General features: G+C 72.8%; 16 protein-coding genes. 8 read left to right on the forward strand and 8 right to left on the reverse strand.

Going from position 1 to position 19,936, the window contains the following annotated elements; all coding sequences use genetic code 11:
• Nucleotides 1-12 precede the first annotated feature (12 nt).
• On the forward strand, nt 13-708 hold the full coding sequence (locus ACZ6O2_RS15260; RefSeq protein WP_466023281.1) for an acyltransferase: 696 nt from the start codon (nt 13-15) through the stop codon (nt 706-708).
• Here the strand turns inward: ACZ6O2_RS15260 and ACZ6O2_RS15265 are convergent.
• A complete protein-coding gene (locus ACZ6O2_RS15265; RefSeq protein WP_466023252.1) occupies nt 603-1,895 on the reverse strand; it encodes a glycosyltransferase in 1,293 nt (430 codons plus the stop codon). The two genes, ACZ6O2_RS15260 and ACZ6O2_RS15265, sit on opposite strands and share 106 nt — an antisense overlap.
• A gap of 124 nt (nt 1,896-2,019) precedes the next feature.
• Between ACZ6O2_RS15265 and ACZ6O2_RS15270 the strand changes: the two genes are divergently transcribed.
• Nucleotides 2,020-3,150 (forward strand): glycosyltransferase family 4 protein, encoded by a 1,131-nt coding sequence (locus ACZ6O2_RS15270; RefSeq protein WP_466023253.1) that lies wholly within the window; start codon nt 2,020-2,022, stop codon nt 3,148-3,150.
• The gene (locus ACZ6O2_RS15275; RefSeq protein ID WP_466023254.1) at nt 3,147-4,427 is read left to right on the forward strand and encodes a glycosyltransferase family 4 protein; all 1,281 of its coding nucleotides are present in this window, start codon (nt 3,147-3,149) and stop codon (nt 4,425-4,427) included. Before ACZ6O2_RS15270 ends, ACZ6O2_RS15275 begins: the two co-directional genes overlap by 4 nt.
• Nucleotides 4,428-4,478: 51 nt before the next feature.
• On the opposite strand, the gene ACZ6O2_RS15280 is transcribed toward ACZ6O2_RS15275, so the two are convergent.
• Nucleotides 4,479-5,609, reverse strand: a complete 1,131-nt coding sequence (locus ACZ6O2_RS15280) for an O-antigen ligase family protein (RefSeq protein ID WP_466023255.1) — start codon at nt 5,607-5,609, stop codon at nt 4,479-4,481.
• A 672-nt stretch (nt 5,610-6,281) separates the two neighbouring features.
• On the opposite strand from ACZ6O2_RS15280, the gene ACZ6O2_RS15285 reads away from it, so the two are divergent.
• Genes ACZ6O2_RS15285 through wecB form a run of 4 tightly spaced genes read left to right on the forward strand, consistent with a single transcriptional unit; the run spans nt 6,282 to nt 10,799 of the window.
• Nucleotides 6,282-7,322, forward strand: coding sequence for an SDR family NAD(P)-dependent oxidoreductase (locus tag ACZ6O2_RS15285; protein WP_466023256.1), 1,041 nt, complete (start codon nt 6,282-6,284; stop codon nt 7,320-7,322).
• Complete coding sequence (locus tag ACZ6O2_RS15290) at nt 7,316-8,443, forward strand: polysaccharide biosynthesis C-terminal domain-containing protein (protein WP_466023257.1); 1,128 nt, start codon at nt 7,316-7,318, stop codon at nt 8,441-8,443. The genes ACZ6O2_RS15285 and ACZ6O2_RS15290 overlap by 7 nt, the downstream gene beginning before the upstream one ends.
• Complete coding sequence (locus ACZ6O2_RS15295) at nt 8,440-9,678, forward strand: glycosyltransferase family 4 protein (protein WP_466023258.1); 1,239 nt, start codon at nt 8,440-8,442, stop codon at nt 9,676-9,678. The genes ACZ6O2_RS15290 and ACZ6O2_RS15295 overlap by 4 nt, the downstream gene beginning before the upstream one ends.
• Nucleotides 9,675-10,799 carry a non-hydrolyzing UDP-N-acetylglucosamine 2-epimerase gene (gene wecB, locus ACZ6O2_RS15300; RefSeq protein WP_466023259.1) on the forward strand — a complete coding sequence of 375 codons (1,125 nt, stop codon included), beginning with the start codon at nt 9,675-9,677 and terminating at the stop codon, nt 10,797-10,799. The genes ACZ6O2_RS15295 and wecB overlap by 4 nt, the downstream gene beginning before the upstream one ends.
• A gap of 263 nt (nt 10,800-11,062) precedes the next feature.
• On the opposite strand, the gene ACZ6O2_RS15305 is transcribed toward wecB, so the two are convergent.
• From ACZ6O2_RS15305 to ACZ6O2_RS15320, 4 genes are all read right to left on the reverse strand, one after another.
• Entirely contained in the window at nt 11,063-12,934 is a 1,872-nt protein-coding gene (locus tag ACZ6O2_RS15305; RefSeq protein WP_466023260.1) for a polysaccharide biosynthesis protein, read from the reverse strand.
• 147 nt (nt 12,935-13,081) lie between these two features.
• Complete coding sequence (locus tag ACZ6O2_RS15310) at nt 13,082-13,726, reverse strand: acetyltransferase (RefSeq protein ID WP_466023261.1); 645 nt, start codon at nt 13,724-13,726, stop codon at nt 13,082-13,084.
• Entirely contained in the window at nt 13,723-14,871 is a 1,149-nt protein-coding gene (locus tag ACZ6O2_RS15315) for a DegT/DnrJ/EryC1/StrS family aminotransferase (RefSeq protein WP_466023262.1), read from the reverse strand. Before ACZ6O2_RS15315 ends, ACZ6O2_RS15310 begins: the two co-directional genes overlap by 4 nt.
• Nucleotides 14,868-15,575, reverse strand: coding sequence for a sugar transferase (locus ACZ6O2_RS15320; protein WP_466023263.1), 708 nt, complete (start codon nt 15,573-15,575; stop codon nt 14,868-14,870). Before ACZ6O2_RS15320 ends, ACZ6O2_RS15315 begins: the two co-directional genes overlap by 4 nt.
• A 217-nt stretch (nt 15,576-15,792) precedes the next feature.
• Between ACZ6O2_RS15320 and ACZ6O2_RS15325 the strand changes: the two genes are divergently transcribed.
• Nucleotides 15,793-16,746, forward strand: coding sequence for a DUF389 domain-containing protein (locus ACZ6O2_RS15325; RefSeq protein WP_350706444.1), 954 nt, complete (start codon nt 15,793-15,795; stop codon nt 16,744-16,746).
• 6 nt (nt 16,747-16,752) lie between these two features.
• On the opposite strand, the gene ACZ6O2_RS15330 is transcribed toward ACZ6O2_RS15325, so the two are convergent.
• Nucleotides 16,753-17,187, reverse strand: coding sequence for a hypothetical protein (locus ACZ6O2_RS15330; protein ID WP_350706442.1), 435 nt, complete (start codon nt 17,185-17,187; stop codon nt 16,753-16,755).
• Nucleotides 17,188-17,366: 179 nt separating this feature from the next.
• Nucleotides 17,367-19,781 carry a Tex family protein gene (locus ACZ6O2_RS15335; RefSeq protein WP_466023264.1) on the reverse strand — a complete coding sequence of 805 codons (2,415 nt, stop codon included), beginning with the start codon at nt 19,779-19,781 and terminating at the stop codon, nt 17,367-17,369.
• Nucleotides 19,782-19,936: the final 155 nt, after the last annotated feature.

The following is a 19,936-nucleotide window of genomic DNA, read 5'->3' on the forward strand; positions in this document are numbered from 1 at the left end:
CGGGCGGCCGTGATGCGGGTGGACTCGTGCGAACCCCGACCGCTGGTGAATCGGCTCGCGTTCCTGATCGACAAGGCGTGGACTGCTGGGTCCCGCCTGCGGCGGGCGGCGCGCGGGTGGGCCGCCGCGCCCCGCTTCGCCGCTCGAGGAGATGGGGTGGTGTTCGACCCCGACGGGATCTATACCTACGAGACAATCGAGCTCGGCTCCAATGTGGATCTCGGTTACCGGCCCGTGCTGATGGCTGCCCACAGCCGCATCCGGATCGGCGACAACGTCATGTTCGGCCCGCAGGTCACCATTCGGGGCGGCAACCACCGGATCGACAGGGTTGGCGTGCCGATGATTGCGGTTCACAAGCAACCAGGGGACGAAGACTACGACCGGGGCGTCACGATCGGCGACGATGTCTGGATCGGTACCAGGGCGATCATCCTGCAGGGCGTGACCATCGGCCGTGGCGCGGTGGTCGGCGCGGGAAGTGTGGTCACCCGGCCGGTTCCGCCGTACGCGATCGTCGCCGGGAATCCAGCTAGAGTCATCCGGCTCCGTTGGTCGGTGCAGGCGATCGTCGCGCACGAGCGGAAGCTGTATCCGCCCGATCAGCGGCTGCGAACTGATGAACTGGCTGCGCTGGCGGAGTTCGAGGGCCCGGCTCCAGTTTCGTCGGTGACGAAGTCGCTCACCGTCGATCTCCAGGACCGGTAGTCGAACGACTGTGCCCGCTGGCGGGCGCGGCGGCTCATCTGCCACCACTGCGCGTCGTCCATGGCTAGCGCTCGGGTGAGGCCGTCCCGGACGTCCGCTGCTGTGGGACCTGCGAGAACGATCCCCTCCTGGCCGTCGGTGATGTGATGAGCGAGATCGCTCGTGTGGTTGAGCAGGACAGGGCAGCCAGCAGCCAGGCTCTCCGGCACCTTGGAGGGAAAGCCGGCGCGGGCGTATCCGGCGGTCGGCCGTACGAGGACCGAGAAGTGCGAACGCGCCAGTTCCAGGAGTACCCGCTGCCGTGCAACCCGGCCCAGGAACGTGATCTGACTGTCGAGTTCGGCCAGGTCATGCTCGTCCAAGTCGGAGACGCCAGTGGCCTGGCTTCGGTTCATGCCGGCGATGACCAGACGCACCCTGGCGCGGTCCTCAGGAGCCAGTCGGCGTATGCCTGCCAGCACCACACCGAGCAGGTCCTTGGGGCCGGCCGAGCCGGCGTACAGCAGTCGTAGGCCGTCGTGTAGTGGTGGGGGCGCGGGTGCCTCGTAGTCGGCGAGATCCACCTGTGGCGGGACGACCATGGTACGTCGGCCATGTTCGAGGAAGTGCTGCTCCAGCGCCTCGGAGATGGCTATGACGCGATCCGCTGTCCGACCGGCGAGGAAGGCCGTCCACCGGTGCCGGATGAAATACGGCGTCAGGCGGCCCCGCGGAAACTGCTCGGGGTCGTGCCGCTCCACCACGTCCACGGTCAACGGGCAGCGCAGTGTCAGTCGCAGGGCCGCCCAGGTGGTGAGGGTCCACAGCCCGAGCGGCAGGTACGCCCCAGTCAGCTCGTCCGTCCGTACCCCCGACCGGCGTAGCGCGGCAAGTGTCCGCCACGGCCGGGTGCGTTGGTGCAGCCATCGACCGACACGGCCCCTGCTGCGGCTGGTCAGCGTGATGAGGTGGACGCCGGTCGGCAGCTCCGGGTCGAGATCGGGGCGGCTGCCGTCGGCCGGCCAATCGTTGACGATCAGTGTGGTTGCGCCCTCTGGGGTGGCGGAGCGAGCTAGCTGGAGCAGCCGGTTCGACATGGCGTCCCCGTGCGGGAACCGGTATGCCGCGAGGGCCAGCAGTCTCGGCGGACCTGATTCCTCGCTCGCTCCAAACTCGAGCGACGCGTGGGGTGCCTGCTGCTCTGTCATGCGATCCTTCCGGTTCGGCCCTGTCGCCGCAATTTTGGGGAAATGTCGGTGTTACCCTACGCACTCTCACTGTCACCAACGACCGTAGAGCCGGTCGGTGCCGTCCACGCCGAAGGGAGTGTTCATGGAGACGTCCATCCCGCCATCCCGCCACGACCCGACGTCGCTGCTACCTGGCCGGTCGCGCCCGGTCGTGGTGCAGCATTCGGCCGGTAAACCCGGCGCCAACGGTCCGTTGACGGCCGTGCGGCGGGTACTCGACTCACCGCTCGCGCAGCGTTACGAGTTCGTCCGCATGCACCAGGACGGCGGCAACGGGGCCGTCGACGCCGCCCTGCTGCGTGACTGGGTGCGGCTGCTGCGCCGCACACGCCCGGACCTGGTGCACGTGCGCGGGTTGCAGAACGAGGGATTCCACGGCGTCCTCGCGGCCCGGCTGGCCGGCTGCCCCCGGATCTTGGTCACCGTGCACGGCACGGTCCGTGACCTGCGGCAGGGTGGTCGGAGCTGGCGGCGTCGGCTGCTGACGTACGGCGCGGAGCCGGCGACGCTGCGGATGGCCAGCCACGTCGCCACCGTCTGCGAGTATGCCGCCGGACGGGACTTCCTGCGCCCGTACGCCGGCAAGTTCGTGGGGGTCATCCCCAATGGGGTCCCGCTGCCACCCGAGCCCACGGCGGCACGGGACCGGGTGCGCGGCGAGCTGGACCTACACCCCGGCGACGTGGTGATGATCGCGGTCGCCAGGTTGACCTGGGACAAGGGATACGGCGTTCTGGCCGACGCGCTGCGCCGGCTCCCGGCGGCCGGCTCCCGGCGGGTGCTGCTCGTCGCCGGCGACGGGCCGGACCGGGCCGGGATCGCGACGGCCCTGACCGGCGCGGACGGGACCGAGGTGCGGATGCTGGGGAACCGGTTGGACATTCCTGAACTGCTCGCCGCCGCCGACGTGTTCGTCTTCCCGACGCTGCACGAGAACCTTTCCAACGCGTTGCTGGAGGCGATGGCGCACGGACTGCCGGTGGTCGCGTCGGCGGTGGGCGGCAACGTGGAGGTGCTGCGGTCCGGCGGCGGCCGACTGGTGCCGGCGGGGGACCCGGACGCGCTGGCGGCGGCGTTGGCCGGGCTGCTCGACGATCCGGCGGAGCGGCACCATCTGGGCCAGCTTGGCCGCAAGGTGGTCGGCGAGGGCTACAGCCTCGACGTGATGCTCCAAGCGCTCGACGGCGTCTACGAACGGATGCTGCGGCGGTGACCGCGCCGGACCGCTGCCCGGTCCGGGTCGTCGTGCTCGGCTTCACCGTGCCGGACGACCTCTTCGCCGAGATCATGGCCCGGGACACGATCATGCCGGTGCAGACGCACACCTTCGCCTGGGCAGTAGTGCGTGCTCTGCGCGCCGCGGGTTGCCCCGTGCGGCTGCTCTCCGCGGCCCCGGTGTCCAACTGGCCCGGTAACCCCCGGCTGCGGTTCCGGCCCGTCGCGTTCCGCCAGGACGACGTGGAGGGGCGGTTGCTCGGCTTCGTCAACGTGCTGGGTCTGAAGCACCTCACCCGGTTCGTGGCCGCTTGGCGGACGGGTACCCGCATGCTGCGCGACGGGGGCGCGGACGTGCTGCTGGTGCACGGGGTGCACTCGCCGTTCCTGTGGTTCGGGGCGCTGCGCGGGCGCCGCCTCGGCGTCCGGGTGGTGCCGGTGCTGACCGACCCGCCGAGCGTCGACCTGCCCACCGACGGACGGCTGGTCCGGTGGTTGCGTCGGCTGGACCGGGCCCTGGTCCGCACCGCGCTGGCCCGCTGCTCCGGCGTGGTCACGCTGACCGACGCGCTCGGCGAGGACTTCGCCCCGGCTCTGCCCCGGCTGGTCATGGAGGGCATCTTCACCCCGGCCGGCCCTACCGCTGGGGTGGCGGGGGAGGCGCCGCCGGAGACCGGGATCCGGGAGGTGGTCTACGCCGGTGGGCTCAGCCGGGCGTACGGCGTCGACCTGCTGGTGAAGGCGTTCTGTGGGCTGCCTGACGCCGACCTGCGGCTGCGGGTGTACGGCCGGGGTGAACTCGAGGAGTGGCTGCGCGACCAGGCCGCTGTGGATCCGCGCGTCGAACCGCCCGCGCTGCTGCCCCGGGAGGCGCTGCTGCCGCGGTTGGCCCGAGCGGCCGTGCTGGTGAACCCGCGTCCCGTCGGGCAGGACTTCGTCCGCTGGTCCTTCCCGTCGAAGCTCATCGAGTACCTGTCCACCGGCGTTCCGGTGGTGACGACCCGGCTGCCCGGCATACCCGAGGACTACCGGCCGTGGCTGGTCCTCGCCGACACGGACTCGGTCGAAGGGCTGCGGGACGCGGTCGACCGGGCGCTGCGGCTGTCACCCGGGGAGCGCGACCGGATCGGGCGTGGGGGCGCTGCCTTCGTCAGCGAGACCCGGGGGCCGTCCGCGCAGGGCCGCCGCATGCGTGACTTCCTCGCCGCACTGTCCGGTGCCGGGCAGGCCGACGTGCCGATCCCGGCCGCACCCGAGCCGGTCCGCCCGCGCTGACCGGCCGGGCTGCAGGGCAGACGGTCCTCCGGCAGTCCGTACCGGCCGGTGTCAGCGCCGTCCCACCGGGACGTGGCCGTTTCGGTCGACCGGATTCCGCATCGGCGCGAAGGTGTCGGGCCGTCGGCGTCGGCGTCGGCGTCGGCCACGGGGCGGTGGCGCCAGCACCACGGGCAACCGGGACCAGAGTGCCAGCACCAGCCAGGCGAACGGCGAGATCTCCCAGTGGCCGCTGAGCCAGATGGGCGTCCACCCGACGACGAGGCTTCCGACGAGCAGGGCGTTGTTGCGTCCGGACCGGGGCGCGGCATCCATGACCACGTGCGCGACCAGCGCGCCGAAGATGACGATCCCGATCAGGCCAGCGTCGTTCCCGAGCGTGAGCAGCAGGGAGTGTGCCCCGATACCGAAGTAGGGGTTGGTGCCCGGGAATGCTCCTACCCCGATGCCCACCAGCGGCGACTCCCAGAAGGACGCCTCGGCGATCGGCCAGACGAGGAGCCGTCCGGAGAGGTCGTCCAGCGGTCTGTTGAAGACGGTGTCGAACCACTCGGGCCGGTATGGGGTGAGGTGCCCGAACGGCACGACCGCCAGCATGAGGGCAGACACTGCCGCGGACCAGGCCCAGGCGGGCCGGTACACCCATGCGACCAGCAGGTACGCGGCGACGAGGGCGAGGGCGATGAGGCTGGCCCGGGTCCCGGTCAGCGTGACCGCGTGGACGAGCAGCGGGATGAGCGCCATGAGCGCTACCCGGACGAGCCGGTTCCCGGTTCGGGCGACCAGCAGCATGAGGCAGACGAGAGCGCCGGTGGTCAGCGCGTAGGCGGTGTAGTTGATGCCGACTCCATCGAGACCGACACGCAGTGACCCCTCCTCGGCGTCTTCCGCGAGGACGAGTCGGACCGCTGTCCACGTCGTGCCGCCGAGCAGGGCGCCGGCCACCACCAGCGCGCGGGCACGACTGGTCAGTACGTGACGGGCGGCGATCAGCAGGAACGCCACCGTCCACCACGCCTGTACCGCGACCTGGCTGGCCGCCACGTCGCGGGTCCACATCAGCGTCGCGGTGATCCAGCCGCAGAGCAGCAGGGCCAGGTAGTCCAGTGGTCCCAGCCGAGGAACACGTCCGCTGCCCAGCAGGGCTAGGCCGGCCAGCCACAGCCCGGATCCGTACAACATGCCGGGATCGACGGGTGCGATCGCGGCCGCCAGAGCGATCGGCGGCACGCCGAGCCAGGTCGGCCGGAAGCGGAGCTGCTCGGGTACGGCGTGTGCCGGCCCGGCGGCGCGTCGTGCCGGTCGGACGGAGTGTCGGAGCGCCGCCGCTGCCGGTGGCCGCGCCCCCGGCGCTTCCAGCGTGGACCCTCGCGCATCGGACCGATAGGCCACAGCTCTCCTCCTGCCCCGGACGGTGGTCGCTTAGCGTCCGCCTGACTCGGGCGACGACGAGGCCGCCGTCCTTTCCGCCCGGTGGGGCGGGGCCGGAGTCGACCCCGCCTGTCTCGGGAGGGTCAACGAAGCAGGGGTTCCGAGGTGGTGGTTCCCCGAGCCGGTCGCTCATGCTCACCCGGTCGAGGTCGCCGTCCGGCCCCGGTTGTGGCGGCTATCGGCGCGCTGACTTGCGGCAGTGTCCTTGGGCCAAATTTGCCCTTTCGGTTGGGCGGTGTGAGCCGGTTCGGATGGTTTCGCCTAGGTCGTAGGAAAATGGGTCTCCATGTGAATACTGCCCGTTCGTCCCGTTTGGCCGTTTCCCGGTCCTGGGCCGGCTCGTTGCGGGGATGTGACTGCCGCTGCCCGTGACCTGCGGCGCAGCCGTCGTGATCCGCCAGAAAGCGAGACGGGGAGCAACCAGTGACGTATTCGACCACCGGCCGCCGGGTTCTCATCACCGGCGGCACGGGTTCCTTCGGCAAGACGATGGTGCGGAGGCTCCTCGACCGCGGCGCCGGTGAGGTCCGGGTGTTCAGCCGTGACGAGGCCAAACAGGACGACATGCGCCGCATGCTCGGCGACGACCGGGTCCGCTACCACGTCGGGGACGTGCGCGACTACGACTCGGTGCTACGGGCCAGTCGGGGCATCGACCACATCTTCCACGCGGCGGCCCTGAAGCAGGTCCCCTCGTGTGAGTTCTTCCCGCTGGAGGCGGTGCGGACCAACATCCTGGGCAGCGCCAACGTCGTCGAGGCGGCGGAGCGCAACGGGGTGGGCTCGGTGGTGGTGCTGAGCACCGACAAGGCCGTCTACCCGGTGAACGCGATGGGCATGAGCAAGGCCCTGATGGAGAAGGTGGCCCAGGCGCACGCCCGGAACAACCCGAACAGCGCGACCACGGTCTCCTGCGTCCGGTACGGCAACGTCATGTACTCGCGTGGGTCGGTGATTCCGCTCTTCATCGAGCAGATCAAGGCGGGCCGGGCGCCGACGGTCACCGACCCGGGGATGACGCGGTTCCTGATGTCGCTGGCCGATTCGGTGGAGCTGGTCGAGCACGCCTTCCAGCACGCCCGGCCCGGCGACATCTTCATCCGCAAGGCCGCCGCCTGCACCATCGGCGACCTGGCGGAGGCGGTCTGCGCGCTCTTCGATGTGCCCGCCAAGCTCGATGTGATCGGCGTCCGGCACGGCGAGAAGCAGGACGAGACGCTGGCCAGCCGCGAGGAGCTCGCCCAGGCCGACGACTTCGGCGATTTCCTGCGGGTGCCGCTGGACGCCCGGGACCTGAACTATGCGCTCTACGTCTCCGAGGGTGGACTCGGCGAGGGGCCCACGGAGGACTTCAACTCCGCCAATGCGCCGCGGATGGGCGTACCGGAGATCATGGAGCTGCTGAAGACGCTGCCCGAGGTGCGCGCGGAGCTCGCCCTGCGGGACCCGGTGCTGGCATGCTGAGGCTCGCGGTCACCGGAGCCGGCGGCTTCCTCGGCTGGCACGTACGGGTGCTGCTGCGCGTCCTCGGCTGGCCGGACCCGGTCGTCGTCACCCGGGCGGAACTCGCCGACCCCGAGCGGGTCGCGGCGAAGGTCGGCGGGGTCGACCGGGTGCTGCACCTGGCCGGGGTCAACCGGGGCGAGCCGGCGGACGTGTCCGCCGGCAACGTGCAGCTCGCGGCCCAGCTCGCGCAGGGTCTCAAGCACTGCCCGACGCCGCCCGGGACGGTGGTCTTCGCCAACTCGGTGCAGGCCGGCAACGGCACGCCCTACGGCGACGCGAAGGCTGCCGCCGCCGGCATCCTTGCCGACACGGGCCTGTCGGTCGACGACGTCCTGCTGCCGAACCTGTACGGGGAACACGGGCGGCCTTTCTACAACTCCGCGGTCGCGACCTTCTGTCGGCTGCTCGCCGAGGGCGGCCGGCCGGAGGTGCACGCCGACCGGGAGCTGAGCCTGGTGCACGTCACCGACGCGGCGGCCCGGCTCGTCGGCGTTCCGGCCGGGGGATCGTGGGATCCGGCCATGCCGGCGCTGCGGATCGGCGTGCGGGCCCTCGCCGACCGGCTCGCCGACGTGGCCGCCACCTACCGGACGGGGGAGATCCCGGCTCTGCTGGACCGGCACGACGTCCGGCTGTTCAACACGTACCGGTCGCACTGCTTCCCCGCGCACTATCCGCTGGCGCTGCCGCGCCGGGCCGACACCCGGGGCGAGTTGGTCGAGACGGTCAAGGCGCACGGGGGAGGCGGCCAGACCTTCTGCTCCACGACCCGTCCCGGCATCACCCGGGGCGAGCACTTCCACCTGGCCAAGATGGAGCGGTTCGTCGTGCTGCACGGCACGGCCGAGATCAGCCTGCGCAGGGTCGGCGACACCGAGGTGGTGCGGTTTCCCGTCTCCGGCGACGAGCCGGTGCTGGTGGACATGCCCACCATGTGGGTGCACAAGCTGGTCAACACCGGATCGGACGAGCTGGTCACCATGTTCTGGACGAACGAGGTGTTCGACCCGGACCGGCCGGACACCTGGCCCGAACCGGTGGAGGCCCCCCGGGCGGAGCAGCCGGTGGTCGACGCGTGAGGATCGGCCTGGTCAGCCAGTGGTATCCGCCGGAAGAGGTGTTCATCCCCGGCAACCTGGCGCGCCAGTTGGCGGATCGGGGCCACGAGGTGCGGGTGCTCACCACCTTTCCGAGCTACCCGCACGGCCGCATCTTCCCGGGCTGGCGGCAACGCTGGCGGCACACCGAGGCTGACGGCCCGGTCACCGTCCGGCGGGTGCCCGCCTACCCCAGCCACGACACGTCCGCCGCCCGGCGCGCGCTGAGCCACCTCTCCTTCGGGGCCAGCAGCGCGCTGGGCGGCGTCCGTTGGTTGGCCGGCGCCGACGTCACCTACGTCTACCACCCGCCACCCACCTCGTTCGCCGCGGCGGCGATCGTCCGCGCGGCCCGGCGTACGCCGATCGTGCTCCACGTGCAGGACCTGTGGCCGGAGTCCGTGCTCGGGTCGGGCATGGCGCCGACCGGCCGGGCCGGCCGGGCGTTGCAGCGGGGGATCGCCGCGCTGATGCGCGCGACGTACCGCCTGGCCAGCGCCGTCGTGGTGATCTCGCCGGCGATGGCCGATCTGGTGGTGGCCCGTGGCGCGGACCCGGCCCGGGTCCGGGTGGTGTGGAACTGGACCGACGACGCGCTGTTCCGGCCGGTGCCGGCCACCGACGCGGCCCGCGCGGCGCTCGGCCACCGTGGACGCTGCACGGTGATGTTCGCCGGCAACATCGGCCTGTTGCAGGGCATCGAGACCGCGATCCGGGCGGCGGCCGCTGCCCGCGACCGGATCGACCTGGTGCTGGTCGGCTCCGGCGCGGACGAGGACGCCGCCCGGCGGCTCGCCGCAGACCTCGGTGCCGACAACGTCCGCTTCGTCGGCCGGCGCCCGGCCGAGCAGATGGCCGAGCTGTACGCCGCCGCGGACTGGCAGCTCGTCTGCCTGCGCCCCCTGCCCGCGTTGCGCGGCAGCATCCCGTCGAAGCTGCAGGCCGCCCTGGCCTGCGGCGCCCCGGTGATCGCCTCCGTGGGCGGCGACGCCGCGGCCCTGGTCCGCTCGACCGGCGTCGGGCTGGTCTCCCCGCCGGGAGACTGGCAGGCGCTCGCCGCGCGGTTCTCCGTCGCGGCGGCCGAGTCCCCGGCGGCGCGGGCGGAGCTGGGTCTGCGGGCCCGGCGCGTCTATCAGGAGCGCATGTCGCTGCGGGTGGGCGTGGACCAGTTCGAGGACATCATGAGCAAGCTGGCAGCAGAGAGAGGACGGGCATGACCCGGATCATGACGGTGGTCGGCACCCGACCCGAGATCATCCGGTTGTCCCGGGTGATCGCCCGGCTCGACGACACGGTGGACCACCTGCTGGTGCACACGGGGCAGAACTGGGACAGCACGCTCTCCGACGTCTTCTTCAAGGAGCTGCGGCTGCGCGAGCCGGACCGGTTCCTGCGGGTGGACACCTCGTCGCTCGGTCGCGTGCTGGGCGGCGTGCTGGTCGGCATGGAGGCGGTCGTCGCCGAGACGCGGCCGGACGCGCTGCTCGTGCTCGGCGACACCAACAGCTGCATCGCCGCACTGATGGCCCGGCGGATGCGGGTGCCGGTCTACCACATGGAGGCCGGCAACCGCTGCTTCGACCTGAACGTCCCGGAGGAGACGAACCGGCGGCTGGTCGACCACGTCGCCGACTTCAACCTGGTCTACACCGAGCACGCCCGGCGCAACCTGCTGGCCGAGGGGCTGCACCCGCGCCGGATCCTGCACACCGGCTCGCCCATGCGGGAGGTTCTGGAGCACTACCGGTCGGACATCGCCGCGTCGGCGGTCCTGCGACAGCTCGACCTCACGCCCGGTCGGTACTTCGTGGTCAGCGCGCACCGCGAGGAGAACGTCGACCAGCCGGCCCGCCTCCAGCGTCTGCTCGACTGCCTCAGGGCGGTCCGTGGCCGCTGGGGGCATCCGGTGCTGGTCTCCACGCACCCGCGTACCCGCAAGCGGTTGGAGGCGTTGGCGCCGGACACGACCGCCCTGGAGGGGATCGCGTTCCACGAGCCGTTCGGCCTCTTCGACTACGTGCACCTCCAGACCAGGGCCTACTGCACGCTCTCCGACAGCGGCACGATCAGCGAGGAGGCCGCGATCCTCGGCTTCCCTGCCGTGACGCTGCGCGAGTCGATCGAGCGTCCCGAGGCGTTGGACGCCGGCGGGATCATCATGACCGGGCTCGACCCGCAGGGCGTGGTCGAGGCGGTCGAGGTGACCGTAAACCAGGTCGCCGCCCAGGGGGTGCCGTGCCCGGTCGACTACCGGGTCCCGGACACCTCCCGTCGGGTGGTCGACTTCATCCTCTCCACCGTTCGGCGGCACCACGACTGGGCGGGCATCCGCCGCTGAGGTGTGTACGACAGGGCCGGCGACCGGAGCTCCGGTCGCCGGCCCTGTCGTGCCCCGTGCCGACAGGACCCGCCGCGGGCCCCGTACCCGGCCTGATCGGGCGTGCCCCGGGCCCCAGCGGGCGGGTCGACCGGGCCGGGCGGAGGACACCGGCCGCGCCGGGGCGAGGGGGACGCCGGCCGGGCTGGCGTTCTCCCTGGCGCGTAGACGCGGACGTGTGGACGCCGCCGACCCGGCGGGCCGGCGGCGTCCACGGGGAGACCTCAGCGCGACAACGGAACCTGCACCGGGGCGGCGTGGACAGGACCGGTCGGGTGGGCACAGAGCTGGGCGAGCTGGGCGACGACCTTCTCGGGGGCGTCGTACGGGTCGAGGCCGCTGACCTCCATCGGGTCCAGCGCGGGCACCGCCACGTGCGAGACCAGCGGGTGCAGCGGCCGGGTGTCGACCTCCCCGGTACCGAAGAGGTCCTCGTGCAGCTTCTCGCCGGGCCGCAGCCCCGTGTAGACGATCGGCACGCTGCTGTCCGCCTGCTCGGCCATCTGCCGCGCCAGGTCGGCGATGCGGACCGGCTCGCCCATGTCCAGCACCAGCGCCTCCCCGTCCCGCCCGATCTCGGCGGCCTGCAACACCAGGTGCACCGCCTCCTGCACCGTCATCAGGTAGCGGGTCACCTCGGGGTGCGTGACGGTGAGCGGTCGGCCCAGCTCGATCTGTCGTTGGAACGCCGTCACCACCGAACCGCGGCTGCTCAACACGTTGCCGAAGCGGACGCTGAGGAAGGTGCCGGGGAAGCGGGAGGCGGCGTGCGCGGTCAGCCGTTCGGTGATCCGCTTCGAGTAGCCGAGGACGCTGATCGGGTCGGCCGCCTTGTCGGTGGAGATGTTGACGAACCGGGCGACGTCGCGGCAGGCGTCGAGCACGGAGAGGGTGCCCCAGACGTTCGTCTTCACCGCCTCGCCGGGGTGCCGCTGGAGCAGCGTGAGGTGCTTGAGCGCGGCGGCGTGGAAGATGACCTCCGGCCGACGCTCGCGGATGATCCGTCGGATTCCCTCGTCGTCGCGAAGGTCGGCGAGGATCAGCTCGGGGCCGTCCAGCAGGGCCCGGCCGGCCAGCGACATCTGGAGGGCGTGCAGGGCCGACTCGTCGCGGTCGAGCATCATCAGCTCGCCCGGTTCCGCCTTCATCACCTGCCGGCACAGCTCCGAGCCGATGGAGCCGCCGGCGCCGGTGACCAGGATCCGTCGACCGCTGAGCCCGTTGGTGTCCAACGCCATGTCGGCGACCACCTGCCGGCGCCCGAGCAGGTCGCCGATCTGCACGTCGCGGACGTCGGTGACGGTGATCCGGTGGTCGACGAGGTCCCGGACGGGAGGCAGCACCTTGAACGCCGCCCCGGTCCGCAGCGTGGCCTCCCGAATCTGCCGGATCAGCGCGGCGTCGGCGTTCGCGACGGAGAAGATCACGGTCGTCGCGCCGGTACGCCGGACGGCCGCCGTGACGTCCCGCCGGCCGCCGAGCACGCGTACTCCGCCGATGCGCAGGTCCCGCTTGTCGGGGTCGTCGTCGAGGGCGCCCACGGGCCGGTACCGCCCGCGCGGGTCGCTGAGCATGGCCCGCAGCAGCCCCTGCCCGGCGTCGCCGAGCCCGAACAGCAGCACCGGGTTCGAGGACCGGACGTCCGGTCGCATGGCGAGGTCGCGGCGGTGCCGGTAGGTGAGCCGGGCGGCGAGCATGAACAGCAGCGCCAGGGCGCCCCCGACCAGCGGGGCGCTCGCCGGCACCGGCCGCACGCCGGCCGGGAGCAGCCCGACCAGCAGGATCGCGGCGGTGGTGGCCGCGGTGCCGGCGACCCCCTGCACCTCCTGGAGGCTGCCCAGCGGGTGGCGTCCGGAGTAGATCCGGCGCACCGCCGCGACGGCCACGTGCACGACGGCGGCGAGGGCGCCGCAGGCGACGGCGCGCGCGAGCTGGTCGGGCGTCAGGTCGAACTCGTAACGGAACCAGACCGCGGCGAGGAACCCGCAAACCCAGGCGGTGCTGTCGGTGGCGAGAAATCCGATGGTCCGGCGGCGCGCCCTGGACCGGTGTGACCCCTGCTCGCTGAGTCGGATGGTCTCTGTTTCCGGCGGCATCTGTGCTCCCTGTCCGTCTCCGACCGCTTCCGCCATGGGGCGGAAGGAGCTTTAGGCTACTTTAGTTGATACATGCCTAAAAGCGATGTTTGGGAGCTTTCGGGTTTGATGACCGAATTTTGGCCGAGGGGTCGAGACCGTGTCGGGTCAACGGGCGGGTACCCCCTTGACGACCACGCCGTCCGGCACGTCCCGCACGACGCAGGCACCCGCCCCGACCGTGCTGTTCCGCCCCACCCGCAGGCCCTGCAACACGGCCGCCGTCGTGCCGACGAGCACCCCCTCCGCCAGGTGGCAGTCGCCGGAGACGGCGGCGAGTGGGTTGACCGACACGAAGTCGGCGAGGGTGCAGTCGTGGCCCACGGTGGTGTTCTGGTTGAGGTGCACGTGCCGGCCGACGGTGACGTTCGTGGTGACGCGGGCCCCGGCGAAGGCGACGAAACCGGGGCCGTGCACGGTGTCCGGCCCGATCGTCGCCGCCGGGTGCACGAGGCTCGCCGCCGGCACGCCGTACGCGTCAACACGCCCCGCGACGGCCCGCCGGACGTGCGGGTCGCCGATGCCGATCACGTGGTGCGTTTCCGGGGGCGCGTCGCGCAGCCAGGCGACTCCGCCGAGGTAGGGGACGTCGAGCCGCTGCACCCGCTTCAGGTTCTCCTCGGACGGGCGGTCGTCGACGAACCCGAGGAGGCGCCAGCGCCGCCGGCCGGCCACGGCGTCCGCCGCCCGGGCGATCGTCAGGACCTCCCGGCCGTGGCCACCGCAGCCGACGACCACCAGGGGAGTCGTCACGCCGTCGACGCCCCCGCCCGCACCGCCAGGAACTCGTCCACGGCGGCGAGGACGTGGCCGATCTGTGCCTCGTCAAGGACGCTGCCACTCGGCAGGGCCAGCCCGTCGGCGAACAACCGCTCCGCCGCGCCGGTGACGAGACGCTCGGCGGTGGCGTACGCCGGTTGCAGGTGCATCGGCTTCCAGACCGGTCGGGTCTCGATGTCCCGCAGGGCCAGGTGGGCCGCCAGGTCGGCGGCCCGCCACCCGGACCGCTCCGGATCGACCGCGATGGTCGTCAGCCAGCAGTTGGAGCCCGCGTCCTCCGCGCCGAGCAGGCGTACGCCGGGGACTGGGGCGAAGAGCTTGGCGTACCGGTCGCGAAGCTGCCGGCGCCGGGCGATCATCCCGTCCAGCCTGACGAGCTGGGCTCGGCCGAGCGCGGCGAGCAGGTTGCTCAGCCGGTAGTTGTAGCCCGTCTCGCGGTGCTCGTAGTGCGGCGTCGGTTCGCGGGCCTGGGTTGCGAGGTACCGGGCCCGGGCCAGCAGGGCCGTGTCGTCGGAGACGAGCATGCCGCCGCCCGACGTGGTCATGATCTTGTTGCCGTTGAAGGAGAGGATGCCCGCCTGGCCGAAGGAGCCGGCGGGCCGGCCGCGATGGGTGGCGCCGAGGGCCTCGGCGGCGTCTTCGACGATCGGGACGCCCGCCGCGTCGCAGACCGGCAGCAGCGCGGTGTAGTCGACGCAGCTGCCGAAGAGGTCCACCGGAACGACCGCCCCGACACGCTGGCCCCGGAAGGTCAGGTTTCGGATCAGCTCGGCGACGAGAGCGACGTCGACGTTGCCGGTGTGCGGGTCGCAGTCGACGAAGACCGGTCGGGCGCCGGCGTACCGGACCGCGTTCGCGGTCGCCACGAACGTCAGCGTCGGCACGATGACGGCATCCCCGGGCCCGACTCCCACCCCGAGCAATGCCAGGTGCAGCGCGGCCGTGCCGGAACTTACGGCAACGGCCCCGCGGGCGCCCACCCTCGCGGCGACCTCGCACTCGAACGCGTCGAGGTCCGGCCCGACGGGCGCGACCCAACCGGACCGCAGGGCGGCGACGACGTACGACTCCTCCAGCGGCCCGACGTCGGGCGCAGACAAATGGATGGTGCGGCTCATCGGCCACCTCCGGCGGGAACGGTCAGGGTGGTCTCCCGGCCCGGCGCGGCGGGAACGAGCGAGGGCGTGCCGAGGAACTCCGGCGCGGTGGCCGAGCCCGCCGCGGAGATCCCCTCGCGGCGCAGCACGGCGCGGACGGTCGCGGCGAGGATCGACAGGTCCAGCCGCAGGCTGCGATGGTCGACGTACCAGACGTCAAGGTCCAGCTTCTCCTCCCAGCCCAGGCTGTTGCGTCCACGTATCTGGGCCAGCCCGGTGACGCCCGGCCTGACCTCGTGCCGCCGGGCCTGGGTGGGGGAGTAGCGCGGCAGGTACTGGGTGAGCAGGGGACGGGGGCCGACCAGGCTCATGTGGCCGCGCAGCACGTTCCACAGCGTCGGCAGCTCGTCCAGGCTGGTGGAGCGCAGGAACCGCCCCAGCGGCGTCAGCCGGTCCCCGTCGCACACCCGTCCCCGCCGCGGATCGGGCGGGAGCATGGTGCGGAACTTGACCAGCTCGAACACCTGGCCGTGCCGGCCGGCGCGCGGCTGCCGGAACAGCACCGGCCGGCCGAGCCCCGCGGCCACCAGCGCCGCCACCACGAGGACGAGCGGCGCGGTCAGCACCAGCAGCACCACGGCTGCCGTCAGGTCGATGGCCCGCTTGAGGCCCTCCGGTCGGGCCCGCTCCGCCAGATCCCCCGGCGCGTTCACGGAACCATGCACGGTGTCGACCTCCAAGCCAATCGAGTCATTATGGACCAGACAGGTTGTATCAGGCATGAAAGCGTCAAGCGGGCAGAATCGCCCCACTAGGTTCTGATTCCGACAGGTCAACCGCCCAACCGTCCGCCAGGACTCGGTCGGCTACCAAGACGTGACCTTCGATCCGGCCCGACCGGCAGTAGAGTCCTCGACCGTCGACAGGGCGAGGGGGAGGACCGTGCTGCACCTGAGGGTGATCGCTCCACCGGACCAGTCCGCCGCGGTGGCCGAGCTGCTGGCCGCCGACCCCGGGGTGACCCATCTGGCCGTGCTCGCCGGCGCCGCCCGCCAGCCCGAGGGCGACCTCATCCTCTGCGACGTGGTCCGGGAGAGCGCCGACGGCGTGCTGCGCGACCTGCGGCAGCTCGGCGTGGAGGCACGCGGGGCCATCGCGGCCGACGACGTGGAGCTGGCCATCTCCGCGGCGGCCGACCGGGCGGCCCGGACGGCGCCCGGCAGCGGCGCGGACGCGGTGGTCTGGGACGAGATCGCCGCCAAGACCGGCGAGCAGACGGAACTGTCCGCCACCTACCTTGTGCTGATCACCGTCGCCACCATGCTCGCCGGCATCGGTGTCCTGCTCGACCAGCCGATCCTCATCGTCGGCGCGATGGTCGTCGGCCCCGAGTTCGGCCCCCTGGCCGCGCTCTGTGTGGCGCTGCTGCGCCGCAGGCTGCCGGTCATCGTCCGGTCGGTGCAGGCGCTGGTGGTCGGTTTCCTCGTCGCCATGGTGGTCACCGTGCTCAGCACCTGGGCGCTGACCGCCGCCGGTCTGGTCGACCGCGGGATGCTGTTGGCCGATCGCCCGCTCACGGACTTCATCTGGCGGCCGGACGCGCTCTCCTGGGTGGTCGGCCTGCTCGCCGGTGTGGCCGGCATGCTCTCGCTGACCTCGAAGAAGTCCGGCAGCCTGGTCGGGGTGCTGATCTCGGTGACCACGGTGCCGGCCGCCGCGAACGTGGCCGTCGCCGCCGCGTACGGCGTCTGGCACGAGGCGGCCGGCTCGGCCCTCCAGTTGGTGATCAACCTCTGCGCGATCGTGCTCGCCGGCCTGGTCACGCTGGTGGTGCAGCAGTCGTGGTGGTGGTACCTGGCCCGGCGCGGCCCCGGGCCCGGCCGGGCCCGTCCCTGACCCCCGTCAGGGCCCCTCGTCACCGCCGTCCAGCCGGCGGGTGAGCAGCGTGCGCAGCGGGATGGACTCGCCGTCCCGGCCACCCGCGCCGACGACCAGCGGCGGCGGGCTGGGCTGCGGCTCGGCCCCGAGCAACCGGGCGCGCAGGCCGCCCGACACGGTCAGCAGGTGGAACCGCCCGTCCACGTCGACCGCCCGGGTCCGGGCCCGGTCGACGTACCAGCCGCGCAGCCGCGTCCGGTAACGGCCGCGCCCGTCGTAGGCCCGGGCCGTGAGCCGTTCCGTGGGCAGCCCGCGCCGGATCGCCTCGGCGACGAACCAGGCCACGAGCTCCGCCGCCTGCGCCTGCTCGGCCGCCCGGCGCCGCTCGTCGGCCGCCGCGTGCGCCCGCACCGCCCGTCGCTGCCGCTCCCGCCACTCCAGGCCGTCGCCCTCGTCCACGACCGCGACGGTACGCCGCGCGGCCCGCCCCCGGTACCTGTGGCTCCCCGCGCGGCCCGCCCCGGTACCGGTTGCTTCCGCGCCGTCCGCTGATCTCGGGCAGCGGTCGCCACCGGCCGCACCCGCCGGCCTCGGGCCCGCCGGGCGGTGCGCGTTCGCGCCCGCCCGGCGGGATGACCTCAGGCCAGGCCGGCCCGGCGCAGCGCGTCGGCCATGGCGCTGTTGGCCGCTGCCGGCGCGGCGCCGCCCCGGCCGCCCTGCCGCTGCGGCGACCCGCCGCGCCCGCCGCGTCCGCCCTGCCCACCGCCGTCCCGGCCACCCCGGTCGCCGCGCGGCCCGCCCTGCCCGGGCTGCCCGCCGCGCTCGCGGCGACCGCCCTCCGGACCGCCGCGACCGGCGCCGGCCTCCGCGTCGTCCTCCAGCCGCAGGGTGAGCGAGATCCGCTTGCGGGGCACGTCGACGTCGAGCACCTTGACCCGGACCACGTCGCCGGACTTGACCACCTCGCGCGGGTCCTTCACGAACGTCCGGGACATGGCCGAGACGTGCACGAGGCCGTCCTGGTGGACCCCGACGTCCACGAACGCGCCGAACGCGGCCACGTTGGTGACCACGCCCTCCAGCACCATCCCGGGCGTCAGGTCGCTGATCTTCTCCACGCCCTCCACGAAGGTGGCGGTGCGGAACTCCGGCCGGGGGTCGCGGCCCGGCTTCTCCAGCTCGGCGAGGATGTCCGTGACGGTGGGCAGGCCGAAGGTGTCGTCGACGAAGTCGGTGGCCCGCAGCCCGCGCAGGATGGCGCTCCTGCCGATCAGGGACCGCACGTCCTGCCCGGTGCTGGCCAGGATCCGGCGCACCACCGGGTACGCCTCCGGGTGCACGCTGGACGAGTCCAGCGGGTCGGCGCCGCCCGGGATGCGCAGGAAGCCCGCGCACTGTTCGAACGCCTTCGGCCCGAGCCGCGGGACCTTCTTCAGCTCGGCCCGGGTGCGGAACGGCCCGTTGGCGTCGCGGTGCAGCACGATGTTCTCCGCCAGCCCGGCGCCGATGCCCGACACCCGGGTCAGCAGCGGCGCGGAGGCGGTGTTGACGTCGACCCCGACCGCGTTGACACAGTCCTCGACCACCGCGTCCAGCGACCGGGAGAGCTTCACCTCGGACAGGTCGTGCTGGTACTGGCCGACGCCGATCGAACGCGGGTCGATCTTGACCAGCTCGGCGAGCGGGTCCTGCAGGCGGCGCGCGATGGAGACCGCGCCGCGCAGCGAGACGTCCAGCCCGGGCAGCTCCTGGGCGGCGTACGCGGACGCGGAGTAGACCGACGCCCCTGCCTCGGAGACCACCACCTTGGTCAGGTTGAGCTGCGGGTGCCGCTTGATCAGCTCCCCGGCCAGCTTGTCCGTCTCCCGGCTGGCGGTGCCGTTGCCGATGGCGATCAGCTCGACGCCGTGCGCGCCGGCGAGCCGGGCGAGGGTCTCGATCGAGGCGTCCCACTGCCGGCGCGGCTCGTGCGGGTAGATCGTGTCGGTGGCGACCACCTTGCCGGTGGCGTCCACCACGGCGACCTTCACGCCGGTGCGCAGGCCCGGGTCCAGCCCCATCGTGGGCCGGGTGCCGGCGGGCGCGGCGAGCAGCAGGTCGCGCAGGTTGGTGGCGAAGACCCGCACCGCCTCCTCCTCGGCCGCCTGCCACAGCCGCATCCGCAGGTCGGCGCCGAGGTGGATGAGGATCCGGGTGCGCCAGGCCCAGCGCACCGTGTCGGCCAGCCACCGGTCGGCCGGCCGGCCCTTGTCGGTGACGCCGAACCGGCCGGCGATCGCCGCCTCGTAGCGGCTCGGCCCGGTGGGCGCCGCGTCGGCCTCGCCGGCCTCCTCGGGCTCCATGGTCAGGTCGAGCACGCCCTCCTTCTCGCCCCGGAACATGGCGAGGATCCGGTGCGAGGGCAGCTTCGGGTACGGCTCGGCGAAGTCGAAGTAGTCGGCGAACTTCGCGCCGGCCGACTCCTGCCCGTCGCGTACCCGCGAGACGAGCCGGCCCCGCGACCACATCTGCTCGCGCAGCGTGCCGATCAGGTCGGCGTCCTCGGCGAACCGCTCGATGAGGATGGCCCGGGCGCCCTCCAGGGCGGCGGCGGGGTCCGCGACCCCCCTGTCCGCGTCGACGTAGCCGGCGGCGGCCTCGCGGGGATCCCGGGACGGGTCGGCCAGCAGCGACTCGGCGAGCGGCTCCAGCCCCGCCTCGCGGGCGATCTGCGCCCGGGTCCGCCGCTTGGGCTTGTAGGGCAGGTAGATGTCCTCCAGGCGGGACTTCGAGTCGGCCGCCATGATCTGCGCTTCCAGGGCCTCGTCGAGCTTGCCCTGGCCGCGGATCGACTCCAGCACCGCCGCGCGCCGCTCGTCCAGCTCGCGCAGGTAGCGCAGCCGCTCCTCCAGGGTGCGCAGCTGGGTGTCGTCGAGCAGGCCGGTGGCCTCCTTGCGGTAGCGGGCGATGAACGGCACGGTGGCGCCGCCGTCGAGCAGCTCCACGGCCGCCCGTACCTGGCGCTCGGCGACGCCGAGCTCCTCGGCGATCCGCTGATGAACAGAGAGGGTCACGATCTCGATCCGCCTTCGGTGTGGGTTCCGCTGAGCATTGTGCCGGCCCCCACCGACTGCCGTCGCCGCCCCCGCCCCGGCGCGTCGCCGCCCTGCCCGAGCGCGCCGCCGCACTGCCCCGGCGAGCCCGTCCCGGCACGTCGCCGCTCCGCCCG

Source organism: Micromonospora sp. NPDC048040, from assembly GCF_055587185.1.